Annotated in this window: 20 protein-coding genes; 8 read left to right on the forward strand and 12 right to left on the reverse strand. The window is 39.5% G+C overall.

The window, feature by feature from the left end:
- The gene (locus ADHAQ_RS0120115) at positions 1-912 is read left to right on the forward strand and encodes a diacylglycerol/lipid kinase family protein (protein ID WP_026464460.1); all 912 of its coding nucleotides are present in this window, start codon (positions 1-3) and stop codon (positions 910-912) included.
- Here ADHAQ_RS0120115 and ADHAQ_RS0120120 read toward each other — a convergent pair.
- Positions 909-2,090 (reverse strand): metallophosphoesterase family protein, encoded by a 1,182-nt coding sequence (locus ADHAQ_RS0120120; protein WP_051360056.1) that lies wholly within the window; start codon positions 2,088-2,090, stop codon positions 909-911. The two genes, ADHAQ_RS0120115 and ADHAQ_RS0120120, sit on opposite strands and share 4 nt — an antisense overlap.
- A gap of 56 nt (positions 2,091-2,146) precedes the next feature.
- Entirely contained in the window at positions 2,147-2,782 is a 636-nt protein-coding gene (locus ADHAQ_RS0120125) for an LON peptidase substrate-binding domain-containing protein (RefSeq protein ID WP_026464462.1), read from the reverse strand.
- 174 nt (positions 2,783-2,956) lie between these two features.
- Between ADHAQ_RS0120125 and mtgA the strand changes: the two genes are divergently transcribed.
- Positions 2,957-3,673, forward strand: coding sequence for a monofunctional biosynthetic peptidoglycan transglycosylase (mtgA, locus tag ADHAQ_RS26475; protein WP_034256947.1), 717 nt, complete (start codon positions 2,957-2,959; stop codon positions 3,671-3,673).
- Between the two features lie 10 nt (positions 3,674-3,683).
- Here mtgA and ADHAQ_RS26480 read toward each other — a convergent pair whose 3' ends face one another.
- Positions 3,684-4,829 carry an App1 family protein phosphatidate phosphatase gene (locus tag ADHAQ_RS26480; RefSeq protein ID WP_034256949.1) on the reverse strand — a complete coding sequence of 382 codons (1,146 nt, stop codon included), beginning with the start codon at positions 4,827-4,829 and terminating at the stop codon, positions 3,684-3,686.
- Positions 4,830-4,893: 64 nt separating this feature from the next.
- Positions 4,894-5,724, reverse strand: a complete 831-nt coding sequence (locus tag ADHAQ_RS0120140; protein WP_026464463.1) for a M48 family metalloprotease — start codon at positions 5,722-5,724, stop codon at positions 4,894-4,896.
- 260 nt (positions 5,725-5,984) lie between these two features.
- Here ADHAQ_RS0120140 and ADHAQ_RS0120145 point away from each other — a divergent pair, with 260 nt between their 5' ends.
- Together ADHAQ_RS0120145 and ADHAQ_RS0120150 are read left to right on the forward strand one after the other, a co-directional pair.
- Positions 5,985-7,061: a DNA topoisomerase IB gene (locus ADHAQ_RS0120145; RefSeq protein ID WP_026464464.1), complete on the forward strand. Its 1,077-nt coding sequence runs from the start codon at positions 5,985-5,987 to the stop codon at positions 7,059-7,061.
- Positions 7,062-7,298: 237 nt separating this feature from the next.
- On the forward strand, positions 7,299-8,837 hold the full coding sequence (locus ADHAQ_RS0120150) for a SulP family inorganic anion transporter (RefSeq protein WP_026464465.1): 1,539 nt from the start codon (positions 7,299-7,301) through the stop codon (positions 8,835-8,837).
- A gap of 73 nt (positions 8,838-8,910) precedes the next feature.
- Here the strand turns inward: ADHAQ_RS0120150 and ADHAQ_RS0120155 are convergent, their stop codons facing one another.
- The 5 genes from ADHAQ_RS0120155 to ADHAQ_RS0120175 form a co-directional block, all read right to left on the reverse strand.
- Complete coding sequence (locus tag ADHAQ_RS0120155; protein ID WP_026464466.1) at positions 8,911-9,909, reverse strand: LLM class flavin-dependent oxidoreductase; 999 nt, start codon at positions 9,907-9,909, stop codon at positions 8,911-8,913.
- A 168-nt stretch (positions 9,910-10,077) separates the two neighbouring features.
- Positions 10,078-11,085: an aldo/keto reductase gene (locus ADHAQ_RS0120160; protein WP_026464467.1), complete on the reverse strand. Its 1,008-nt coding sequence runs from the start codon at positions 11,083-11,085 to the stop codon at positions 10,078-10,080.
- Between the two features lie 211 nt (positions 11,086-11,296).
- Positions 11,297-12,406, reverse strand: coding sequence for an alkene reductase (locus tag ADHAQ_RS0120165; RefSeq protein ID WP_026464468.1), 1,110 nt, complete (start codon positions 12,404-12,406; stop codon positions 11,297-11,299).
- A 58-nt stretch (positions 12,407-12,464) separates the two neighbouring features.
- Entirely contained in the window at positions 12,465-12,914 is a 450-nt protein-coding gene (locus ADHAQ_RS0120170) for a MarR family winged helix-turn-helix transcriptional regulator (RefSeq protein WP_026464469.1), read from the reverse strand.
- A 116-nt stretch (positions 12,915-13,030) separates the two neighbouring features.
- A complete protein-coding gene (locus ADHAQ_RS0120175) occupies positions 13,031-14,623 on the reverse strand; it encodes a hypothetical protein (protein WP_026464470.1) in 1,593 nt (530 codons plus the stop codon).
- 151 nt (positions 14,624-14,774) lie between these two features.
- On the opposite strand from ADHAQ_RS0120175, the gene ADHAQ_RS0120180 reads away from it, so the two are divergent.
- Complete coding sequence (locus ADHAQ_RS0120180) at positions 14,775-16,376, forward strand: hypothetical protein (protein ID WP_026464471.1); 1,602 nt, start codon at positions 14,775-14,777, stop codon at positions 16,374-16,376.
- 111 nt (positions 16,377-16,487) lie between these two features.
- On the opposite strand, the gene ADHAQ_RS0120185 is transcribed toward ADHAQ_RS0120180, so the two are convergent.
- The 3 genes from ADHAQ_RS0120185 to ADHAQ_RS26485 form a co-directional block, all read right to left on the reverse strand.
- Complete coding sequence (locus ADHAQ_RS0120185) at positions 16,488-17,882, reverse strand: exonuclease domain-containing protein (protein ID WP_026464472.1); 1,395 nt, start codon at positions 17,880-17,882, stop codon at positions 16,488-16,490.
- A gap of 175 nt (positions 17,883-18,057) precedes the next feature.
- Entirely contained in the window at positions 18,058-18,531 is a 474-nt protein-coding gene (locus ADHAQ_RS0120190) for a ferritin-like domain-containing protein (RefSeq protein WP_051360057.1), read from the reverse strand.
- A 131-nt stretch (positions 18,532-18,662) separates the two neighbouring features.
- The gene (locus tag ADHAQ_RS26485; protein ID WP_071781138.1) at positions 18,663-19,781 is read right to left on the reverse strand and encodes an AI-2E family transporter; all 1,119 of its coding nucleotides are present in this window, start codon (positions 19,779-19,781) and stop codon (positions 18,663-18,665) included.
- A gap of 8 nt (positions 19,782-19,789) precedes the next feature.
- Here ADHAQ_RS26485 and ADHAQ_RS29060 point away from each other — a divergent pair, with 8 nt between their 5' ends.
- The 3 genes from ADHAQ_RS29060 (at position 19,790) to ADHAQ_RS0120205 (ending at position 24,662) form a co-directional block, all read left to right on the forward strand.
- Positions 19,790-19,837, forward strand: a complete 48-nt coding sequence (locus ADHAQ_RS29060; RefSeq protein WP_425393696.1) for a hypothetical protein — start codon at positions 19,790-19,792, stop codon at positions 19,835-19,837.
- Positions 19,838-20,098: 261 nt separating this feature from the next.
- Entirely contained in the window at positions 20,099-21,973 is a 1,875-nt protein-coding gene (locus tag ADHAQ_RS0120200; protein WP_026464474.1) for a DNA topoisomerase IV subunit B, read from the forward strand.
- Positions 21,966-24,662, forward strand: a complete 2,697-nt coding sequence (locus ADHAQ_RS0120205) for a DNA gyrase/topoisomerase IV subunit A (RefSeq protein ID WP_026464475.1) — start codon at positions 21,966-21,968, stop codon at positions 24,660-24,662. The genes ADHAQ_RS0120200 and ADHAQ_RS0120205 overlap by 8 nt, the downstream gene beginning before the upstream one ends.
- The last annotated feature ends 26 nt before the right edge of the window (positions 24,663-24,688 follow it).

Consider the following 24,688-nt stretch of genomic DNA (forward strand, 5'->3'; position numbering starts at 1 on the left):
ATGCAGGCTTTTCCACCTTTTAAAAACCTTCTTTTTGTTTTAAACCCTATTTCCGGCGGACTGGAAAAAGAAACTGTTCAGGTAGCTTTAGAGGAATTTTGCTCCCAGAATCAGATGGAGTACTTCCTTTTTTTTACCTCCGGCGAAAATGATGATAAAGCTATCCGGAATTTAATTCAGAAAAATAAATTTGATCTGGTTGTAGCTATAGGAGGAGACGGTACGGTAAGTTTGGTAGCCAATATTTTAAATTATGGCGATATTCCTTTGGGCATTATACCATTAGGCTCAGGCAATGGATTATCTAAGGATTTACATATTCCGCAAGCTATTTCAGAAGCCCTAAATGTATTATTAGAAGGCGTAATCAGAAAAATAGATTCTTTGGAGTTAAATGGCCAGATTTCCTTTCATTTAAGTGATTTAGGATTTAATGCCCGTATTGTACAGAAATTCAGCGAGGGGGAAACTCGCGGACCGGCTGCTTATGTAAAAATTGCCCTGCAAGAATATATATACTACGAGCCATTTACCTATACCATTACCACCGACAAGGAAACCTTTCATGGACCTGCATTTATGCTTACTATTGCCAATGCTAATGCTTTTGGTAGCAATGCCGCTATTAACCCAGCCGGCATTGTAGACGATGGAAAATTTGAGATTTGTTTAATCGAGCCCTTTCCTAAACAGGCCGCTTTCGGAGTGTTGTATGATTTATATACCAATGATATTCAGAATTCAGAATATTCGAAAATTTTAACTTGCCGGGAAGCCACCATAATAAAAGAAACGGAAGATATTCTGCAAATAGATGGAGAGCCAGTATCGGTAGGGAATGAGATCCGCATCATAATGCATAAACAAAGTTTACCCGTGTTAGTCCCCAAAGTGCTTCCCAATGAAGCTTAAACTAATTTTCGCTGATAAACTACCTCCGGGTGGTTTTCCAAAAGCAGATTGGGTTCCAGTGCCCGTAACCAAACTTCTTTCTCATAAAAATCAATTGTAAAAAAGCCTCTGTGTTCATGAGTGAAAGCGGCTTTTCCTCCTTTCTTAACGAAAGTAGTTTTAGAGGCAGAGCCACTTACTAGATAATGGTTTCCTTTAACTGGAAAATATTGCAGGTTATGATCGTGGCCGGCAGCATAAATAAGGTTGTTATATTGGTGCAATAACGTTAGTAGCTGTCGGCGCATATGCCGGTAACGGGGGTGCGACATGTCTTCGTAAGCCCCAATATATTTACGGTACATAGGATAAATAGAGCCGGCTACAGGCAACGGAATAAGAAAACGTTTGTTTGCGGCAGTAAGCGGAAAAACATGTTGTTTTAAATTAAATTTGCCACCGTGTTGGGCATTGCTGTACAAAGGGTGATGAGCCGCAATAAGTACCTGCTTTTCTTTATTGGCATCTAATAATGCCTTTAATTCTTTAAAAAAATCTTCTTCCGTGTCTACTGTACAGCCATACTGTTTACCAATAGGGCGTAAGCCACGTTGTACCCACCATTGCGTATTAATAATTATTAATTGTAGCCCGGGCGTAAGCTCTACTGAAACCGGACCCGGGCAACCATTCAGCGGTAAATATGATTCAGCATCTTGTAAATAATTTGTAATATAGTCTTGCTGACGCATTAAATAAGAAAAACCATTCTTTCGACCACGGTTCCAGTCATGGTTACCACTTAAATAAATAGTCCTCCCTTTATGCTCATTTAATACCTGCAACTGGGCATTAATTTTTAATTCGGCGTTAGCTCTTTTATAATCATCTTTAGCCGGTAGCCCTTTTGGATATATGTTATCGCCTAAAATAATAATTGTACCTGCCTCACCGGCAAAAGTCATCCAGCGGCGAAGCAATTTCATGATCGGGTCATTTTCGGAATCCGTTATGTTGCCTGGGTCACCAATAAGCGCTACTGAATGAATAGGTTTGGCCAGGTTTGATAAAGAAGCCGGCTGCGCCTCTGCCGGAAATTTGAAGTAAGGTTGCCGCCGGTGCTTGCTCTCCCTAAAATATGCAATGACCAAACCCAAACAAATTAAAATAAATAAAATAAGCAGGGTATTATACAGCATGCAGGTCTTATCAGCGTAAATAAATTTATATTTAATTTACTTACCGGGAAAGTAGCTTAAAAGTTGGGAGGAACAATATTTTTAAAGTGCCCATTCATCCGCACCCGATCTTTTAGCTTTTCTGTTTTTAATAAAACTGGAAGAATTCGTTGTAAATGAGCAAAGACAATTTCCTGGCGAGAGCTTTCATCCTGGCATTGCAAAATTTCATACTCCTGCTCAATCGAAAATCCGATGTGATGGGCAATATCAAAGATTTTATAATTGTCAGGCAATTCCATAAATAAATTGTTTATGCCTAGTATACTATACAACTGCCTGATGCTTTCTGTAATTTTTGCCCGTAACAAAGAATCTTCCCTATTTGAGGTTTTTATATCTTCCACAGTACCGGCCGGGTAAAACTTATTAGGAGCCTGTTTAAAAAAATCTACCACTTTTATAATTCCCATGCCTTTGGTTTTTATGTCCATTTCCCCGTTAGCATACGTTTTTTCAATGCTTAAAATCTTTATTTCGGTGCCTAACGAACTAACCGCATTATTAATAAAAGCAGGAATGCCAAAGGTTTTTTTCTGTTCAAAACATTCCGAGACAAGTTGTTTGTACCGCGGCTCAAAAATATGCAGGTTTAACTTTTCACCAGGAAATACTACTATACCAAGTGGAAATAAAGGTAAAAAACGGGCCATGTTGGAAGGCGGGTTGTTTTAGTAAAGCGATTTACGAAATAATTTACTGCAACGCCAGTAAAATACAGCGGGAAATACCTTTAAAGGTAAACCATAATTAATTATTACGTTTAAAAAGGGCAACAACCTAAATTATTCTATTTTTGCCGCTTCTTTTCAACGATTAAAACTTGCATGAATATAAATCCCCGACTCATCAGATCGCTCCTTTTTCGGCTTACGCTGAGTTTATTTATATTAAGTATATTTTGGGTATTGGTTTACAAATGGTTACCACCTCCGGCTACCTTACATATGTTTTCCCGGCGGGCTGAGGCTGGCCGCGAAAATGAAGCAAATAAATATATAAAATACAGGTTTGTTTCTTTAGAAGAAGTATCTCCTAATATGCCTTTGGCAGTTATTGCAGCCGAAGATCAACTTTTCTTGCAGCACAATGGTTTTGATTTTGAAGCCATACAAGGCGCCTTTAAGCGTAATTTAAAAAGTAAACGAATTGCCGGGGGGAGCACCATAAGCCAACAGGTTGCTAAAAACGTTTTCCTTTGGCACGGCAGAAGTTACGTCCGTAAAGCCGTAGAAGCGTATTTTACTATGCTGATAGAGGTAATTTGGGGAAAGAAAAGAATATTGGAGGTTTACCTGAATATTGCCGAAACCGGTAACCAGGTTTTTGGAGTGGAAGCAGCTTCCCGGTTATATCTTCATAAACCTGCCGCTTCCTTAACCCAGCAGGAAGCGGCTTTGATAGCCTCAGTTTTACCTAACCCTATTATTTATAAAATAAATCATCCCTCTGAAGGCGTGCTTCGCAAGCGCCGCCGGGTGTTGAAGGGTATGCGGCAGCTTGGCGGAATTCAGCACGTAAAAGATATAACAGGTAAGCCCTAATACCTAGACCTTAGGGTAAGGTATCTGGTTCGGGACTTTTATCTTTTTCTTTTTCTGCCTCAATGGCTGGAATTTCTTCGGCGAAAATTAAACCATTTTTTGCTGCGTGTTCGGCGGCTTCCACTGTATTGTCAATTAACACCATCTCTACTTTATGCCCTTTTAATTCTTCCGAAACCTGTATTACTATTTTTTCCCGCTCAGGCAGTTGCACATCTCTTATATAAATGGCTAAAATGCGGGTGGGGTATTTTTTTACTACTTCCTGATATATAACAGGATCTTCCTGGCCACTGTCGCCGATTAAAACAAAGTTCAACTGGGGGTAAGTTATCAGAATATTTTCTATTTCCTTAAACTTGTGCCCCATGTGGTCACTTGTAAATAACTTGTTGCCTTCTAATCCAAAATCCCGGAGCAGGAGTGGCCCGGGAGGGATTTCATTAATATCCAAAAAATCATGCAGTAAATCATATAAATTCCAGGGGCTGCTGGAAACATAAAAGAAAGGATTGTTTCGTTTCCCGTTGCAACCCAGCTGTAATGATTTATAAAATGCCGAAACTCCCGCGAATGGTAATCGGGTAAAGGCATTTTTCAAAAATACTTGCCCAGACATAGCTAAGAGGTCTGTTGCAGAAGTTTTGACTATGGTATCGTCTATGTCGCTTATAATGCCATATTCAGCATCCGGCGGGGGTACCAGAATTTCCGCCCGAGCCTGTAAACCTTTTGGTATTTCCAGAGGAGCATCTACCAGTTCTACGACTACAAAATGCCATATTTCATCTAATTGTAAGGCCGTTTTAGGTTCCAGGTTAATGGTGAAATAACCTTCGTGATCGGTAGTGGTTTCATATTCTTCGTCCTGCAGGTAAATTTTAATCCGGGCATTTGGTATTTCATCACTTTCGAAACGCCGGTACATGTTTAGCAAATTATGCAGTAACTTATCTTTATCGGATGCGGGTGTTAATCCTTTATCTGCCAGTACGCGACCTTTTATATATAAACGTTCTGGGGTGCCGTAGCTCCGGTAGGGCACAATTTGTAATGGCTGGAACAAATTTAGCCTTCTCCGTAAATCAAATATTACGGTATCAATCTTTTCCTCTATTTGAGCAGCGTACGTGGTAAATGCTTTTTTTAAATCCATTTTGCGATGAAATAAAAAATCCCAGATGTTTTATCTGGGATTTACTATATTTTAAACCTTTCGGTTACTGATTTAAATTATTATTTAGTTCCTGGAAGCCATTGGAACCGGATGGCGTAGTTTTGCAGCCTTCTTGTTGAGCTTTGGCATTAATGGCCTGTACCCGGTTTCCTGGGTCAGGATGTGTACTTAAAAATTCAGGAGAACTGACGCCATCTTGCAGGGCTAAGGTTTTTTCAAAAAAGGCTGCTGCGCTATTACAAGCATAAAAATTGGTACCAGCTAAATATATTACCGAATTATCGTCGGCTTCTTTTTCGTACTCCCGGTTAAATTTTAAGCCTGCCAGGCCAGTTGCAATCTGTGCCAGGGTACCCGGGTTTTTTCCTAAAGCTACCGATAATAATAAAGCAACACCATATTGGGTTTGTAATTGTTTGGTAGTATGTCGTTTATCTGCATGGGCAATTTCATGTCCCAGCACACCGGCCAATTGATCTTCAGTGTCTAAAAATTTAATTAGCCCGGTAAATACATATATATGTCCACCGGGAGTGGCAAAAGCATTTAATGTTTTATCGTCATTAATAATTTTTACATCCCACGGAAATTCACTGTTGTAACTTACTTTGCCCGAGTTTAAAATTCGATTTACTATCCGGTCCAGGTTTTGGTAAGCAATGGAATATTTAGGATTGTTTCTTTCAATCAGCTGTCCTTTTGCCCGATAGGTGGAATCTACTTCTGCGGCAACTTCTAGGCCTAATCTTATATCATCTTCAATGGAAAAAAGCAGGCGGTCTCCGTTTTTATCTTCCGTACAGGACACAGTTAAAGATAAAAACACCCCCATAATAAAGAGGTAATAAACTGGTAAAGTAAATATTCTGATCATAATGGTGAAAATGAATGCTGCAGCTTTCCATTAACTATAGAAAGCAAGGCTGTGTAATAGGAGACAGCTTATATAATGTTTTCTGTTAATTGGAGTCCTGCATCAGTATTACGAAAAAGAGACAAGAATGATCAGGATTTTATATTTGGAAAAGATTAATTAGTTGACCAGGAACAATATAAATTTTATTGAATATTACTTTTACCTTCTTATAACCTTTTGATACCTCTTCTGGTTAAATAGTAAATAAAATTTAGACAATGGCTAATCCAGATGCTTTAGATATCCATGCTGTTTATGCAGATCCTGTTCAGTCGGCTTCAGTAGCTGGTTTGCGGTACTTACCTGATACAGGCAAAGGAATTAGCCGCAAACCAGCAGATAATGGATTTATTTTTTTTGATGCTAAAGGAGAAGAGGTTGCCGATGAAAAAACATTAGCACGCATTACTAAATTAATTATCCCTCCGGCCTGGACAGATGTTTGGATTAGTCCATCACCGAATGGCCATATTCAGGCAACAGGGCGGGACCAAAAGGGGCGTAAACAGTACATATACCATCCAAAATGGCGGGATGCCCGCAGCCTGAATAAATTTGGTCGGATGATTGCCTTTGGGGCAAAACTACCGGAAATCAGAAAACAACTGGAAAAAGATTTAGCTATTAAAGAACTAAATAAACAGAAAATTACGGCCATTGTGGTAAATCTTTTAGACCACTCCCTTATCCGGATAGGTAATCGCTATTATGCTAAATCTAATAAATCTTATGGCTTAACCACTCTACGCGATAAGCATGTGACAATTGAAGGCCATAATGTCCGGTTCAGTTTTGTAGGAAAAAAAGGAGTAGAGCACGAAATTGATATTAAAGACCGGCGACTAGCTACATTAGTTAAAAAATGCAAGGATATTCCAGGTTATGATTTGTTTCAGTACTTTGACGAAGAAGGTAACCGACATACCCTGGAGTCAGGGGATGTAAATGAATACATCCAGGAAATTAGCCAGGCAGATTTTACGGCTAAAGATTTTCGAACCTGGGGCGGTACCGTGTTAATGGTGCAATGCCTGGAACAGCTAATTGATGAAAAACCTGAGCTGGAAAAAGATAAAACGGTTAAAGAAGCGTTTAAAACGGTGGCAAAAGGCTTAGGAAATACCCCATCTGTTTGCAGTAAATACTATGTGCATCCGCAAGTGCTGGATATATTTAAAGAAGATAAATTATTTGACTACCTGAAGAAACATGATGCTACTACCAAAGATAATACTTACCTGACACCTACCGAAACTATGGTTTTAGATATGTTAAAATCAGTAGCCAAGGCTTAACTAGTTATTTTAATGACTTTTAAGTATTTGCCAGCATCGGAAGATTAGCTTAAAGCTAATCTTCCAAAAAGCCAGTTTTTAGGAATCCTTTCAATTTCTGTTTAATTTTGCCTGTCAACAGAAACAATATCATCTTGACTCCACCTTGAGTACCATTTATCACCTCCCTTAACCTTTTATTCCAGCCTCAGGTTTGGTACCTAAATTTTATTGTCTATCTCTTTCATTTTTATCAGGATGAAATATTATTTGCATTTGTTTGATTTTAGTCAAAAAATAAATTTTAAAGTTGAAATATTAGCGGGATTAACGGTGGCCATGACCATGATGCCCGAGTCTTTATCTTTTGCTATTTTAGCCGGGTTTCCGCCTTTAGCCGGTTTATATGCTGCTTTTATTATGGGATTGGTTACTTCCCTATTTGGAGGCAGACCGGGTTTAATTTCGGGTGGGGCAGGAGCAACGGCAGTAGTCCTGATTGCTTTAATGCAATCCCATGGATTGGAATATGTCTTTGCGGCCGTAGCCCTGGCTGGTGTTCTCCAAATTTTAGTTGGTATTTTCCGGTTAGGTAAATTTATCAGGTTGGTGCCCCAACCCGTTATGTATGGTTTTGTTAATGGTTTAGCGGTTATAATTTTTATGGCCCAATTAGAACAATTTAAAACCGTGGTAAACGGTGAAGTAAATTGGCTGACAGGTACACCACTTTGGATAATGCTGGGCCTGGTATTATTAACCATTGCCATTGTAATAGGATTTCCCAAAGTAACTAAAGCAATCCCAAGTTCCCTGGTGGCCATTATTGCCGTTTATAGTGTAGTGCTGGTTTTAAATATCGATACGAGAACTGTTCGAGATATTGCTTCTGTTGGTGGTGCACTGCCTCCTTTCAACATTCCCTCGGTTCCTTTTACCTTACAAACCCTGCAGGTTATTTTTCCTTATGCCTTAATTATGGCGGGAGTCGGGCTTACAGAAGGATTATTAACCTTAAACCTGGTAGATGAAATAACTGGCACCCGTGGACAGGGAAATAAGGAATGCGTTGCCCAGGGGAGTGCCAATATTTTAAACGGATTTTTCTTCGGTATGGGCGGATGCCCCATGATTGCTCAAACCCTGGTTAATCTTTCGGCAGGGGCCAGAACCAGGTTATCCGGCATAGTTGCCGCCCTTACTATTTTAGTTATTATTCTGGTTGGGGCTCCGGTTATTGAAGGTTTGCCCATGGCTGCTCTAACCGGAGTAATGATAATGGTAGCAGTTGGTACTTTTGAATGGATGAGTTTACGCATTATTAATAAAATGCCGCGGCAGGATATTTTTGTAGGCATGCTGGTGGCGGTGATTACCATTTGGCTACATAACCTGGCTTTAGCTGTTTTAATTGGCGTTATAATTTCAGCCTTGGTATTTGCCTGGGAAAGTGCTAAACGTATTAGGGCCAGAAAATATACAGATGATAAAGGAATAAAACATTATGAAATATTTGGACCTTTATTCTTTGGTTCTGTAACAGCTTTTAATGAAAAATTCGATGTTTTGAATGATCCGGAAGAAGTAATAATTGATTTTAAGGAAAGCCGGGTGGCCGATATGTCCGGGATTGAAGCTTTAAATAAACTTACCGAACGTTATCATAAGGCTAGTAAAAAATTACATCTACGGCATTTAAGTCCTGATTGCCGGGTATTATTAAATAATGCTAAAGGAGTAATTGATGTAAACATATTGGAAGATCCTACCTATCCGGTAGTAACAGATGCTATTTAAACTGATTAACCCAAAACACCACTTTATCTAAGTGGTGTTTTGGGTTAATCGGTTAGGTTAAGCTATTAATGTTTTATTTGTTTAGAGTAAAAGCGTTAGCCAATAATTCGAAGGACCTTTTTCGCTCTTCAAAATTAGCCATAGTGGTAACTACTATTTCATTTATTCCAAAATTCTGGGCTAACTTTTCTAATTCGGATTTTACAATTTCAGGCGTGCCCGATATTACCCTAGAGGCATTAGCTTTTATGCGCAATAATTCATAATCTGAAAACACATAATCCTGAATGTCTTCATACGTACTTAAAGAAGAATAATTCCCTCGTTCCATTTGGATAAACCGGTAGTCCAATACCTTACGCATTTGAAAGGCTTTTTGAGCGGTGTCAGCACACAACACAATAACTGATAAAATGGTGTGTGGTTCCGGAAATTGTGAGGTTGGTTTAAAATTTTTGTGATAATCCAGAACTACCTGGGGAGTAACATCACCATTGATAAATTTGGCTACGGCTAACCCCATTCCATATTTAGCAGCTATTTTGCTGCTTCCGCCACTAGAGCTAAGCATCCATTGGCTAGGAGTGGTACTGATTTGTGGAATAGCTACTATTCTACCGTTTTCAGTACTAGCGGTGTCAGAAAAAAATAATTGTAAATAATCTAATTGCTGCCTATAACTATTTTCACTGAAGTCGTTGGATGGGTTAAGTAAGTAAGCGGTTGTCCGGTCGCCGCCAGGGGCCCTGCCAATGCCCATATCTATCCGCCCCGGAAATAAAGCTTCTAAGAGCCGGAAGTTTTCTGCCATTTTTAAGGCACTATGGTTGGGCAGCATTATACCTCCGGATCCTATTCTTATGCGTTCGGTGGCATCGGCTAGTTTAACCATCAGAATTTCTGGTGCCGAACCAGCAATAGCTGTCATGTTATGATGCTCAGAAACCCAAAATCGGGTATAACTCAACTGGTCTGCCAGCCGGGCCATCTCTACTGTTTGAGCCAGCGCCTGGCTGGCGGTAATGCCCTTCGCTACCAACGACTGATCTAATATACTTAGTTTTAAACGCATTCCTTCCGGGAAATATAAAAGTTATATGGGTGCACCTTGTATAAGAAATAAGATCCATACCACCTGAATTACTTAATTACAAGCTTTGATTAATTTTATGGCTTAGTAACTTAATACAAAAAAAGAGCAGGTAAAATAATTCTCCTGCTTTTTTCCTTTTCTTTAAAATTATGCTTGGTTAACCGGAGCTAAGCTAAATCTGTCAGCGGCTTCAGTTACAGCATTTAATTCTTCCGTAGTTAAAGTAAATGCAAAGGCTTTGGCATTGTCAGTTACTTGTTGTTCATCCCGGGCACCTACCAAAACACACGCTACACCAGGCCGGTTCATGGTCCAGTTAATAACTAACTGACCTAAGGTTGCATCATGTTTTTCGGCTATGGGTTTTATTTCTTCCAGTAAGGTATGGGTCCGGCGGATATTCTCATCTGTATAATATAAATTGCCTTCCCGGGTATCGCCTTCATTAAATTTATGACCAGGTTTAATTTTACCGGTAAGTAAACCTCGTTGTAATGGGCTATAAGGAATTATTCCGAGTCCTTTTTCAATAGCTTGCGGCACCACATCTTTTTCTATTCCACGATTAATCATAGAATACGGAACCTGGTTTGAAGCTAATTGTATAGTAGCTAAAGCTTCTGCAACCTGAGCGGTATTATAATTACATACACCTGCTGCTCTTACTTTTCCTTGCTCTATCAGGCGTTGTACGGCCTCAAAAGTTTCATGGATAGGAGTAGAGGCATCAGGCCAGTGAATCTGGTAAAGATCAATGTAATCAGTCTTCAGCCGACGTAAACTGACTTCGCATTCCTGCATTATTTTTTCTTTGGAGGCCCATTTAAACATCCGGAAAGGTTTTCCGTCATTATCTACGGAGTCAAAAAAGTATTCGCCTTGCTCGGTTTCCCAGTTCATGCCAAACTTGGTTAAGATTTGGTACTTATCGCGCGATACGCCTTCCATTGCTTTTCCCACTAATTCTTCGCTTCTGCCAAATCCATAAACAGGTGCGGTATCAATGGTGGTAATACCGGCATCAAAAGCTGCTTTTATGGCACTGATTGCGGCTTGTTCTTCAGCACCGCCCCACATCCAGCCCCCAATAGCCCAAGCTCCAAAGGCCATAGGTGTAACCATTACATCTGAGTTACCTAGTTTTCTTAATTCCATAGTTTTTGGTTTATATTTTTAAAATAAAATAGTAAAAATTGAGGTCCACAATAATTGAATTTGATTTACGTAACGGGTTTTCTGGTACTAAAATAAATTAAATCCAAAATGCTTTAAAAAATTATTTAATTAATAATGGACAGTACCTGTAAAAGTAAAAACCAGGACGAACTGGCTAAAGATTCGTCCTGGTAAAGGAAAACAGGTAAAATTAAACGGCTATTGTAACTTCGGCCAACGCAGGGTAATCAATATATCCCTTTATATCGCTGGTATAGAAGGTAGCCGGATCAGGCGTGTTTAAATCAGTTTCCTGCTCAAAACGCTGAACTAAATCAGGGTTGGCGATAAACGGTACGCCATAGGCAACCAAATCAGCCAAACCATCGGCAATTACCTGGTTGCCAGTTTCCCGGGTAAAGCCTTTGTTAATCATTAAAGTACCCTGGTAAAGGGGGCGAAAATGTTTAGCTATTTCTTTTACCGCAAATGGTACCTTGTCTACTGGCGTAAATGGTTCTGATAAATGCAGGTAAGCCAGGTTGTAATCGTTTAGGCGTTTTACAATGTGTTCAAATGTTGGAATCGTTTCTTCGTCTACAAAAATGCCAAACATACCGTGTAAAGATGGATTTAATCGAACTCCTACCCGGTTTAAATCTATTACTTCCTTCACCGCATCCAACACTTCAAATAAAAAGCGAGTGCGGTTCTCTATAGATCCTCCGTATTCATCTGTGCGCTGGTTGGAACATGTATTAAAAAACTGATGGAATAAATACCCGTTCGAAGCATGTATTTCAATCCCATCAAAACCAGCTTTTACAGCATTGGCTGCCGCATTTTTAAAGTCCTGAACAATGGCTTTGATTTCTGCTGTTTCTAATGCCCGTGGCGTAACGGTTTCTTTAAAGCCTTCGGCTGTAAATACTTTATCATTAGGGTTTATGGCAGAAGGACCTACTGGTAGATCTCCGTTATGAAAATCAGGATGTGAAATCCGGCCTACGTGCCAGATTTGAGCAAAAATTTTCCCTTCTTTATTGTGTACAGCCTGAGTTACTTTTTGCCAGCCAGCTACCTGCGCTTCTGAGTAGATACCAGGAATGTTGATGTAGCCAACACCCTGGGGGCTGACAGGAGTGCCTTCTGAAATAATTAATCCGGCACTGGCTCTTTGGGAATAATAGGTTACTTGTAAGTCACCGGCAGCAGTTTCTGGATTTACTGCACGGCTACGAGTCATAGGAGCCATAACAATTCGGTTCTTTAGTAGTATGGACCCTAACTGAAAGCTTTTTAATAATGGTTGATTTTTCATATTTATTATAAAAATGTATGTACAAAACTTGTATATACAAGTATTAAGGTAAAAAAATTTATTCTCTAAGTTTATCCAGCAGATTACCTAATAAGGTAGCTTCTTCAGGGGTAAGGTTTTGGTAGCGGGTTTCTATAGCATTAATTATGGGGGCGGTTTTTTCTAGTAAATCTAAACCAGCCTGAGTAATTAAAATATCTACCTTGCGGCGATTAGAAACACAAACACAGCGGTCTACTAATCCTTTTTCAATTAATTTATCAACTAACCGCGTAGCATTACTTTCCCTATCTAACATACGGTCCTGTATTAACCCTAGGGTGCAGGGGTTAGGATATTGGCCTTTTAAAATGCTTAAAACATTGTGTTGTTGCAGAGAAAGATCAAAAGCACGCAGCTGACAAGACAAATCCTTTTGAATCCAGTTGCCGGTAAACATCACGTTCACAGCCATCCGGTGGTAAGGGGTCTTAAAATTTTGCTGTTTAATCTCTTCTTCCAGTTTCATAATGCTAAATGCTACGCAAAGGTAGAAATTTATTCCTGTATATACATCTATTGTAGGTACAATGTTTTACTATTGTTTTATATTTTATTAAAACCAATACGTTTTTTAAAGGTGAATCAATAGCCTTCCCGGTCGTAAGCATGAACAGCAACATCCTTCGTCGTTTTATCTTTGGTTTCTTTACCTGCTTTTAATTCAGTCCCATTTTTCGTGTCAAATACTTTAGTTTTTTTCTTTAGTCCTTTAACCCTTGATGTATCAGTTATTTTGTCTTCGCCCAATCCGCCATAAATTTCTATTTCGATACCCTTATCCACTTTTCCTTCAATTTCAAATTCATCATCTTCAGCCAACCCATGTAATATAAGTTTTTTAGTTTCCTGGTGGTTAAATACCCGGTAATAAATACTTCTTGGGTTTTCTTCTTTATCTTCAGGTATAGCGAATACTTCTACCGACGTGGTGTTATTGTCAATTCTTTTTACAGTAAACATTTCTTGTTCATCGGAGCCAACAATAGTTACTTCCTTTGCCAGGATCTTATAAAAATCTTGTGCCGCCTCCGGTAGTTGATCTACCCGTTTTTTTAATTTGGAAGAAGTTTTAGCTCCTTCTATTTTTTGAATGGGGTCCGGAAACAAAGAAATTGTTTTTTGTATAACCTCATCTGTAATAGAACCTTTCATATCCTCCGCAATTGCAGCCCATTGTTCAGCCGTAACTTCATTTAAAAACCTTTGGTCTAAAAAGCGGGCATTAAAAATCAATCCGCTTACATCTTCAATATTATGCCGGAAAGGTTTTAATTTTTGAACCAAAAATTTCCGGCTTACTAGCCAGGGCATGATGCCATCGGCAAAACGGTAAAATGTTTGATCCCGGTCTTTAGGTACGGGATAAAAAACTTTTGTCTTATTGTCCTTATCGGGATAAATTGCCCAGGTCCACTGACCTTCGTGGCGATCCCAATCGCCTATTAAAATATCATATAAACGTGCGCGAGCCAAAGCTAATTGATCTACCGAATTTTTATTTGATTTAAAACGGGCCCGTAACATTTCATCACTTTCAACCAAATCAGTAGCATTTCCAAATTTTGGTGCCAACGATTTTTTGCCTTCGTATTTTTCTTCCAGCATTACCACCTTGCCCCTGAATTTTTCACTGAATTCTCCCAAGCCCTGGTAGTTTTTAGGTACATAGTACATTTCAGGATTAGTATAATGAATTTTAGAGGCCTGGGCCAGTGGAGGCAAGGTAAACGCAGCGTATGGATTACCGGCCGATGTTTGATCCCGCATAATATTGGCCACAAAAGTATTCCGTAAGGATTTAGACAAAGCTAAACTAGGATCTTTATCTAAGGTTCTTAACGAATAAAGTTTTCCGGCTTTATCTTTTAAAGTTAGACTGGTGGTTTGCATACCTCCCCCTAATTTTACCGGCTCCAGACCACCATGTATTTTATGGATATCTATAACTGTTGCTGGCACAGGAGTGGCCCAAACTTGGCGGTAATGCCGGCCCCAAATTATTTCGTGTAACCGGCTTCTTTTATATTGTTTTCCGGCTGTAACCAAAACAGTATTAGTCGGAGAGGCAGATACGGCCTCATTTTTGGTATAAAGTGCATCCTCTTGAAAAAAATTCTTGCGGGCACAGTTAGTAAAGAAAATTAGTAAGGTTATACAAAGAAATCTTAGGTACATATTTTAATTATATTCTTTTTGTTGTCAGGTTACAAGATCTGACCTTTTTTATAGTTGAGTAATGATTTACTAAGGGTATTAAACGAAATTTAGAAATTTAAGTATAAGTATTTAACTATATTATTATACGTATAAACGCGTAGGCACTACCGTGAAAAAAATTTTTATATTAATAAGTTTAAGTTTTGCCGGTTTACCTCAATCAAAAGAGTGTCGAGCAGGAGTTTTGGGTCAAGAACACCAGAACAAAGTTTTTCCTACAGTTAATCCGGATTCTTTAGTAACCGTTACAGCTGGCAAGCATTACCAGCGCAGCAAATTTTACCAGTTATTTTGGGGAAAACATTACCGTGATGTATGGGCTACGCCTGTGCAGGCACCAATTCTAAATTTACAGCAAGAAGCAGGAGGACTGACTCCCGTTAAAAAAGGAGGTAGCTTTCAAACCAAAAACCTGCGGATGGTAAATCCGGAAGGTAAAGAGTTTGTAATTAGATCCATTGATAAAGATCCTTCTAAAGCATTGCCTTCGAAATTACAAAATGGTTTAGTGGGCAATTTAATGCGCGACCAAACCAGTGTCATTCATCCGTATGGCGCTTTTATTGTACCTACCTTAGCCCGTGCAGCGGAAATTTATCATACGAACCCTAAGCTGGTCATTATTCCCGACGATCCAGCTTTAGGTGAATTTCAACAGGAATTTGGCCATATGCTGGCATTAGTGGAAGAAAGGCCGCAGGGGGAAAGGGAGGAAATAGAAAGCTTTGGCAATTCTTCCCAGATTATAAGTTCCCGCAAAGCATTTTCTAAAATGGTTGGTTCCGGTTGCTATGCGGTGGATAGCCGCCAATACCTGAAATCACGGTTGTTTGATATGTGGCTGGGCGATTGGAGCCGGCGCGAAGATCAGTGGCGCTGGAGTACCTTTACCAACGGCAATCAAACTATTTATAAACCTATTCCCCGTGATCGCGACCATGCTTTTTTCTTATTTAATGATGGGCTAATTACCTGGTTTACCAGTAAAATAAAAACTAATTACCAAACTTTTGGATACCAGATTAAGGATGTAAAAGGATTGAATGGAAGTGCCCGACCAATGGATGAATATTTGTTGGCCATGCTCTCGAAAGAAGATTTTTTAGCGGTAGCGCAGGAAATGAAGAACCAGCTTTCAGATGCGGTTATTAAAGAAGCGATAGGGGTGTGGCCAGAGAATATTCAGGCCCTGACCGGTAAGGAATTTGAGCAAAAATTAATTTCCCGCCGAAACCAAATGCCGCAGGTAGCTGAAAAGTATTATAACTTAATTTCCAAGTATGTAAGTGTAACTGGCTCCGACCGAAAGGATTTATTTAAGATTGAACGATTAAACAATCGGGAAACCCGGATTAGTGTACATACTTTGGGAAAAGGGGATTGTGGCGAAATAAAACTAGGGGAACGTATTTTTAATACCTCCAAAACAAAAGCGGTATCTATCTACGGCTTTGGGGGCAATGACGAATTTATTATTTCCGGTAAGGTAAAAAACGGAATAAAAGTCCGAATTTATGATGGCGAAGGCCAGGATGTTATTAATGACAGCTCACAGGTAAAATCCATCCTGAAGAAAACCCGGATTTACAATTCACCTGATGGGAATACTGTTTCTGCCGGACCTAAAACGAAAGTAATCAAAAATAAATACCCGCTGGCGCATGAGTACAGCGGAGCGGGCTGGCTGCTTTTGCATAGGCTTCATGATTAAGGCAAGATGGTTTTACAAAATTTAAGTCACTAGTTATAAATTCGTCTACTATCAGTTTTTCTGCTTTCGCAAATATTTAAATTAAAATATGAATAGCTAAAGCTTAAAACGCTAGAAAATGATAACCTTGTCTTTATGACTGGATCGGAGATAGCCCCGGATAATTTGCTGAACATCTTTATTATCCTTGTAAAACTTAATAGCATCTTTAAAATCCTGTAAATTATTGGCCGAGAAGGTTTCATCTATATAACCAAATCCCAGATACCGGTTATTTTCTATAACAACCACTGTTTTTTCATTTGCCTGCCGCCCTTTGCCTATAATAACAAAATTATCGTACTCAAAACTAAAGGATTCAATGGCCGCATCCACCCGGGCATTGTATTCATCCGGCAATTCTTTGCCTATACATGCACCTTTACACTGGTGTACTTGGTAATCAAAGCAGGCCCCGTTCGATTTATAAAGTCCACTAAGTTTCTGGCACAAGTTGTATTTGGCTACTTTATGAAACAAAAAGGCTTTGGATTTAAAATGATTCGGTAAGGCTATGATAGGAGATCGTTCCGTAGATACCTTATCAAAAGAAAGACGTTTGTACCCCTTTTCATCCACATCTAAATAAATTCCGGAGCTAAATACGCTTCGGCGCTGCTGCCGGTTATACTGAGGTTTTAAGCGTTTTATTTCGTCAGATTCAAATAATAAAGCTACTAATTCACTGCCGGTTAGTTCATAGGTGATATCAGCAATCCGGTTTTTAAATTCAATGGACTTTTTACTCTTATAATCTATGTTGAAATGCTGAATAATTCTTTTCCGGATGTTAATGCTTTTGCCTACATAAATTATTTCACCATCGCTATCATAAAAATAATAAACACCCGCTGCATCGGGTAAGGCATCTACTTGTTCCCTGCTAATTGCCGGAGGAAGCAGAGAGGTTTTAACAGCATTTTTAATGACTTTCTCCTGGGAGGTACTTTCTGCTGTGACAGAAATTTCCTGTTTATTTATTTTCAGAAGCTTGTCAAATAAAATGGCAGTGGCTTCAGCATCCCCAATAGCGCGGTGGCGCATTTTTAATTCAATATCAATGCTCTTGCAAAGTTTGCCCAAGCTGTAAGAAGGTAAGCCTGGTATCAAAGAACGGCTTAGCCGCACCGTACATAAAGTTTTGCGTTGATAATTAAATCCCAGGTCAGAAAATTCTTTTTTAATAAAGGAATAATCAAATCGGACATTATGGGCAACAAATATTTTCCCATCAGTAAACTGCACAATTTCTTTAGCTACTTCATGAAATTTAGGTGCGTCCCTTACCATGGCATCTGTAATACCGGTAAGCTGGGTAATGAAAAAAGGTATAGGTCGTTCCGGATTTATTAATGTGTTGTATTGATCAACTATTTTCTCACCATCATGAATAAATATGGCTATTTCCGTAATTCGATCTTGTGAGGGTTGCCCTCCGGTGGTCTCAATATCAATGATAGCGTACAAAACTATTTCTAATTTAAAGAGGGTAAATTTATTTATTAACCCTAAAAAGTATCGTTGGGTTCATAAATTTAGCAAAGCTAATTTTTTTAGCAATTTAAACGATTAGGAAATAAATGAAAAATAAAAAAGAGCATCCTAATGGCTGCTCTTTTTCTTTAGTTTATAACTTTATATTCTAAACCTGCTGTTTCAGCATGGTTACCCTATTTTTAGCTTCCAAAATTTCGCTGTGTTGTTTTTCCACTACATTCCGTACTTCAGTGGGTAGTGAAGTATTAGAAAGTGCTTCTTCGTAAGTTTTCAAAGCGGCAGCATCTCCATTTTCACATTCACTTAAAATGGCCTGGCTACTATTACCAGTAATGGCAGATTTTAAATTGATCCAGCCTCTATGAACAGCCCCGGCAGCATCCATGGCTACGCTTTCTACAGTAGTATTTTGATTGGCTGAGAAACCAAATTGGTTGGCACAAGATTCTAATTCGTTCACAAAAGCCGCCCGTTGTTGCGACAACCGGCTTAGTTCTGCTTTTACTTGTGGGTTCTCAACACTTTCGGCGGCTGTTTCGTACCCCTTCATGCCGTCTTTTGCAGTTTCTAATAAGTCGGTTATAGCTTTTATTGCTTTATTATCCTGATTCATATCCATTTTTAATTCTCCTTAGTTTTAGTGTACGTTTCACGCTTTTTACCTTTAAATAGGTAAAATTATATACTTTAATTGCCTATTATAAGTTGCACTAAAACTGGGACATAGGAAGAGTTAGCTAGATTTATTATTTATGGATTAATATCTGGCTTCTTCCTGAATTTTTCAAAAAATTTTTCAAAAATTCCAGGACCATTATTAGCACTACTAACATCGCCCAACAAGAAACCAATTGGTTTAAGCGGTTCATAAGAATCAAATAATACTTTAAGCACAGCTATCAAGGGAATAGATAGAATCATCCCGGTGGCACCCCAGATTTCACCTCCTAAAATTAAGGCAAGTATGGCCGCAAAAGGGTTAATACTTACTTTGGAACCGGTAATGTTAGGGGTAATAAAATTGCCTTCCAGAAATTGAACAAAAGTAAAAATACCAATAACAATTACTGCATTACCGATAGAACCAGTGTTTACCAAAGTGTAGAGGGCAGGCAATAAAGCTCCGATTAAAATACCTATGTAAGGAATTATGGTTAAAATAGACGCAAATGTTCCAAAGAAAAAAGCGTAAGGAACACCCATAAATAATAAACCCATTGTATTTAAAAAAGCTACAATAACTATAACAATCATTAAACCAGATATATAACTTTCTACTACTTTCTGGATATTATCTATTGTACTCATAAAGGCGTCCCTTTTTTCCCGGGCTATACATTGAAACATAAACCGCCGGAAATGGTCGCGGTAATACAACATGCAAAAAATGTAAATCGGAATTATGGTTACAGTACTTAAGGCGCCAGTAGTTAATGAAATGGTACTTCCCAGAAAGCGGGTACCGGTATCTCGTATAGTTGATAAGTTTTTGGTAACTAGCTCATTTTTATTCGTAGGCTTAATTCCAAATTTCTGAAAAAGAAACTGTTGGGCATTATCGAAAAAGACCATCAGTTTATCAGTTATATTACTAAGTTCTTCGGAAAAGCTCATTAACTGATGAGATAAAAACCAAATAAGAAGCCCTACTACTAAAAACACAATGGTTATGGCCAATACTATAGATAAAGACCGCGGGATTTTCAGACGTTCCATGCGTTCACAAAGCGGCAAAAGCAACAAGGCAAAAAGCATGGAAAAGCAAAGTGGGACCAAAAATGACTGGAAAGCCTGGAGCAGCCAGACAAGTAAAATGATTCCTAGTAAGACAACCGTGTATTTAAAATAATTAGGTAATTTTAGCTCCATTAAAGTAATTGATTACGGGCAGTAGTATTTATTTTATAAAAAAACGAAAAGATTAATCAATAGCTCCTAAATATAGTAAAAATTTAATTTATCCGTTCTTTATGGCTTTAAAAGGCGGTTTTCGCTTGTTTTATTGAACCTCCAACCCCTAAATTTGGTTACATATAAACAGAAATAAATATTTCTATATAGTTCAGCTTATTATGTAATTTTGATCGCCTCTCTTCTAAGAAACCACTCTAAATATTTTAGCATTTCAGGTTTTTTTAGTATCTTTAAGTTTAAATTCATTTCATTTTTACCACTTTTTATAAAGAATGGCAGAAGTAAATAACGCTTATACCGAAGACAGTATTCGCTCGCTTGACTGGCGGGAGCATATTCGTTTACGTCCGGGTATGTACATAGGTAAGCTCGGCGACGGGTCCAGCCAGGACGACGGTATTTATATTTTAGTAAAAGAAATTATAGATAACGCCATCGACGAATTTGTGATGGGCAATGGCAAAACCATTGAAATAAAAATATCCGACCACAAGGTGCAGGTGCGTGACTATGGCCGGGGAATTCCATTGGGTAAGGTAATCGATTGTGTAAGCAAGATTAACACCGGTGGTAAATACGACAGCAAAGCCTTCCAGAAATCGGTTGGTTTGAATGGGGTAGGTACGAAAGCGACTAACGCTTTAGCTTCTTACTTTAAAGTGCAATCGGTGCGCGACGGGCAAATGAAGGTTGCTGAATTTGAGCGTGGCGAATTAATCCAGGACCACCCGATTGTAGAAACCACGCAGCGCAACGGTACTACTGTTACGTTTGTTCCGGATGATACTATCTTTAAGAACTACCGGTTTATTCCGGAGTACCTGGAAAACCAGGTGCGGAATTACGTATACCTGAATGCTGGTTTAACCGTGAATTTCAACGGCCAGAAATATTATTCAGAACACGGATTAAAGGATTTATTATCGCATAAAACAGACGTAGAGGCTTTACGCTACCCAATTATTCACTTAAGAGGGGATGATATTGAATTAGCCTTAAGCCACGGCGACGAATACGGTGAAGAGTATTATTCTTTCGTTAACGGCCAGTACACCACCCAAGGCGGTACGCATTTAGCAGCTTTCAGAGAAGCTATTGCCAGAACGGTAAAAGAGTTCTTTAAAAAAGATTACGAAGCCTCTGATATTCGAGCATCTATAATTGGTGCAATTTCTATTCGGGTACAAGAGCCAGTTTTTGAATCGCAAACCAAAACCAAATTGGGTTCTATTGCCATGGCTCATGACGGGCCTACCGTTCGTGGTTACATTAATGACTTCATTAAAGAGCATTTAGATAACTTCCTGCACAAAAATCCGGCAGTGGCCGATGCCATGAAGCGCCGGATTGAGCAAAGTGAGCGCGAACGGAAGGATATGGCCGGCATCAAAAAACTGGCTAACCAACGTGCCAAGAAAGCCAACCTGCATAACCGCAAGCTCCGTGATTGCCGTGTACATTTTACCGACGAAAAAAGCGATAAACACCTGCTTTCGACATTGTTTATCACCGAGGGTGATTCGGCGAGTGGTTCTATTACGAAATCCCGCAATGTAGATACGGAAGCGGTATTTAGTTTGCGTGGTAAGCCTTTGAACTGCTACGGCCTGAAGAAAAAAGTGGTGTACGAAAACGAGGAGTTTAACTTGTTGCAGCATGCCCTTAATATTGAAGAAAGCCTGGAAGATTTGCGCTATAACCGTGTGGTAATTGCTACCGATGCCGACGTAGATGGAATGCACATTCGCTTGCTGCTGATGACATTCTTCTTACAGTTTTTCCCGGATTTAGTTAAAAATGGACACTTGTTTATTCTGGAAACACCTTTGTTCCGGGTACGCAACAAAAAAGAAACCATTTATTGCTACAACGAAACCGAAAAGCAGGCAGCTATGAAAAAGCTGGGGAAGAATCCGGAAATCACCCGCTTTAAAGGTTTAGGTGAGATTTCGCCGGACGAGTTCGGTAAGTTTATTGGTGATAATATCCGGTTAGAGCCGGTTATTTTAAATGCTGAAAACTCTATCCCTAAAATTTTAAGCTATTTTATGGGTAAGAATACACCGGAACGCCAGAATTTTATTATTGATAACCTCAAAATTGAGAAAGACATTGTTGAGGATGTAGAGGAAGAAGTTTATGCTTAACGATATAGATAACGAAGATTTGTTGAGCGCCTCATTTGAAGAAGGCGACGAAAAAATACATACGATAACAGCCGTAGATGGTCTTTATCAAAACTGGTTCCTGGATTATGCTTCTTACGTAATTTTGGAGCGGGCAGTACCGGCCATTGAAGATGGTTTAAAGCCTGTTCAGCGCCGTATCCTGCACGCCATGAAGGAAATGGACGATGGTCGTTTTAATAAAGTGGCCAACGTAATCGGGCAAACCATGCAATACCACCCGCACGGTGATGCTTCTATTGGTGATGCCATTGTAAACCTGGGCCAGAAAGATTTATTAATTGAAACCCAAGGTAATTGGGGCGATGTGCGCACCGGCGACAGTGCCGCGGCCGCCCGTTACATTGAGGCACGTTTATCTAAATTTGCGTTAGATGTAGTTTATAATCCGGATACCACGGTTTGGCAAGCATCTTACGATGGTCGGAAAAACGAACCGGTTACCTTACCGGTTAAATTCCCGCTATTACTGGCGCAAGGCGTAGAAGGTATTGCGGTAGGTTTATCGACCAAGATAATGCCACACAACTTTAAGGAGTTGATTAAAGCTTCTATTGATGTGCTGAAGAATAAGCCAACCCAGCTATTCCCGGATTTTCCGACTGGTGGTATGGTTGACGTTACAGATTACAAAGGAGGCGCCCGCGGCTCCCGTATCCGCATCCGGGCAACTATTGAAAAGGTAGATAAATCTTTATTGATTATCCGGGACGTGCCTTACGGAACCACGACAACGGCTTTAATGGAGTCGATTGTAAAGGCAAGCGAGAACAATAAAATCAAGATTAAGAAGGTAATCGATAATACGGCGGCCAACGTGGAAATTCACGTGCAATTGCCCCCTGGCGTTTCGCCTGACTTAACCATTGATGCCCTTTATGCCTTTACTGATTGCGAGGTTTCAATGTCGCCTAATACCTGTGTGATTATTGAGGATAAACCGCACTTCTTAGCAGTAGACGACGTGCTGAAAATATCAACTAAGAAAACAGTTGATTTATTGCAGCGTGAACTGGAGATTAAGCTGGCCGACCTGGAGCACAAGTGGCACATGTCGTCACTGGAAAAAATCTTTATCGAGAATCGGATATACCGCGATATTGAAGAATGCGAAACCTGGGAAGATGTATTATTAACCATTGACAAAGGTTTAGACCCATACAAGCTCTTGTTGCGCCGGGAGGTAACGCAGGAAGATATTGTTCGCCTGACTGAAATCCGGATTAAGCGAATCTCTAAATTTGACGCTTTTAAAGCCGACGAGTACATCAAGAAGCTGGAAGAGGAGATGGAGGAGACGAAGGATAACTTAGCTAATATTGTGCGCTTTGCCATTGCTTATTTCGAGAACTTGCTGAAGAAATATGGCGCCGGCCGCGACCGTAAAACCCAGATTCGGACCTTCGATGTGGTTTCGGCACAAAAAGTAGCTATTGCTAATCAGAAGCTTTATGTTAACCGCAACGACGGATTCGTAGGCTATGGCCTTAAAAAAGATGAGTTTGTGACAGATTGCTCTGACATGGACGATATTATTGCCATTACAAAAGACGGTAAATTCAGGGTAACCCGGATTGCTGAGAAAACCTTTGTGGGCAAGGATATTATTTACGCTGGCATCTACAGTAAAAATGATGAACACATGGTGTACAACATGATTTACGTGGACGGCCAGTCAGGTATATCGTACGCCAAGCGTTTCTCCGTAAATGGTATTACCCGCGACAAAGAATACGATTTAACCAAAGGTTCCAAAGGTTCTAAAGTTCATTACTTAACCGCCAATCCCAACAGCGAATCGGAAATTGTAACGGTAAATCTTTCGCCTGCTTCTACAGCTCGCGTAAAAGCTTTCGATTACGATTTTGCCGAATTGATGATCAAAGGCAAAGGCTCTATGGGTAACATGGTAACCAAATACCCGGTTAAAAAAGTAGTGCAGAAAAGCCGCGGCGAATCAACTCTGGGCGGACGGGAAATTTACTACGACGAAGTAATTGGTCGTTTAAATACGGAATCGCGCGGACGTTATTTAGGCAGCTTCAACACCGACGATACAATCCTGGTGCTATATAAAGATGGTTCGTATGAGCAAACTTCGTTTGAGTTGACCAACCACTACGATGTAGCTAATATTGAAATCATTGAGAAGTTTGATGCTGAAAAGGTGATAACAGCGGTACATTATGATGGTGAGAATAAAAACTACTACGTAAAGCGTTTCCGCATTGAGACCAGCACAGTAGGTAAAAAATTCTCCTATTTAAGTGACTCTAAAGGTTCTAAGTTAATTGCTATTTCCACGCAAACCGAACCAATGGCCGAAGTGAAGTCCCAAAAGGATAAGAAGAGTGACAAGGAAACCGAAACCATTATCCTTAGTGCCTTTATTGATGTAAAAGGCTGGAAAGCAACCGGTAATAAATTAAATTACTTTAAGGTGCATAGTGTTCAGATTCTGAATACAGAAGAAACACCTCAACCGGAACCAATTGCTAAATCCACTAAAAAGGTACCGAAGCCAATTCCAGTTTCATTGCCTGAAAATGCAGAAGGCATTTTGGAGCAAGGAGTAACCTATTCTTTAGAAACAAGTAAAACCACTCAACCGGAAGAAAAGCCGAAAAAAAAGCAGTTAAACTTGTTTTAATACAAGGTTAACTTTTTAATAATTGA

Source organism: Adhaeribacter aquaticus DSM 16391 (assembly GCF_000473365.1).
GTDB classification, from domain to species: domain Bacteria; phylum Bacteroidota; class Bacteroidia; order Cytophagales; family Hymenobacteraceae; genus Adhaeribacter; species Adhaeribacter aquaticus.

Coding starts and splice junctions, on each gene's coding strand:
- ADHAQ_RS0120115 (WP_026464460.1), top strand. CDS start 1: ATGCAGGCTTTTCCACCTTTTAAAAACCTTCTTTTTGTTTTAAACCCT.
- ADHAQ_RS0120120 (WP_051360056.1), bottom strand. CDS start 2,090: ATGCTGTATAATACCCTGCTTATTTTATTTATTTTAATTTGTTTGGGT.
- ADHAQ_RS0120125 (WP_026464462.1), bottom strand. CDS start 2,782: ATGGCCCGTTTTTTACCTTTATTTCCACTTGGTATAGTAGTATTTCCT.
- mtgA (WP_034256947.1), top strand. CDS start 2,957: ATGAATATAAATCCCCGACTCATCAGATCGCTCCTTTTTCGGCTTACG.
- ADHAQ_RS26480 (WP_034256949.1), bottom strand. CDS start 4,829: ATGGATTTAAAAAAAGCATTTACCACGTACGCTGCTCAAATAGAGGAA.
- ADHAQ_RS0120140 (WP_026464463.1), bottom strand. CDS start 5,724: ATGATCAGAATATTTACTTTACCAGTTTATTACCTCTTTATTATGGGG.
- ADHAQ_RS0120145 (WP_026464464.1), top strand. CDS start 5,985: ATGGCTAATCCAGATGCTTTAGATATCCATGCTGTTTATGCAGATCCT.
- ADHAQ_RS0120150 (WP_026464465.1), top strand. CDS start 7,299: ATGAAATATTATTTGCATTTGTTTGATTTTAGTCAAAAAATAAATTTT.
- ADHAQ_RS0120155 (WP_026464466.1), bottom strand. CDS start 9,909: ATGCGTTTAAAACTAAGTATATTAGATCAGTCGTTGGTAGCGAAGGGC.
- ADHAQ_RS0120160 (WP_026464467.1), bottom strand. CDS start 11,085: ATGGAATTAAGAAAACTAGGTAACTCAGATGTAATGGTTACACCTATG.
- ADHAQ_RS0120165 (WP_026464468.1), bottom strand. CDS start 12,406: ATGAAAAATCAACCATTATTAAAAAGCTTTCAGTTAGGGTCCATACTA.
- ADHAQ_RS0120170 (WP_026464469.1), bottom strand. CDS start 12,914: ATGAAACTGGAAGAAGAGATTAAACAGCAAAATTTTAAGACCCCTTAC.
- ADHAQ_RS0120175 (WP_026464470.1), bottom strand. CDS start 14,623: ATGTACCTAAGATTTCTTTGTATAACCTTACTAATTTTCTTTACTAAC.
- ADHAQ_RS0120190 (WP_051360057.1), bottom strand. CDS start 18,531: ATGGATATGAATCAGGATAATAAAGCAATAAAAGCTATAACCGACTTA.
- ADHAQ_RS26485 (WP_071781138.1), bottom strand. CDS start 19,781: ATGGAGCTAAAATTACCTAATTATTTTAAATACACGGTTGTCTTACTA.
- ADHAQ_RS0120200 (WP_026464474.1), top strand. CDS start 20,099: ATGGCAGAAGTAAATAACGCTTATACCGAAGACAGTATTCGCTCGCTT.
- ADHAQ_RS0120205 (WP_026464475.1), top strand. CDS start 21,966: ATGCTTAACGATATAGATAACGAAGATTTGTTGAGCGCCTCATTTGAA.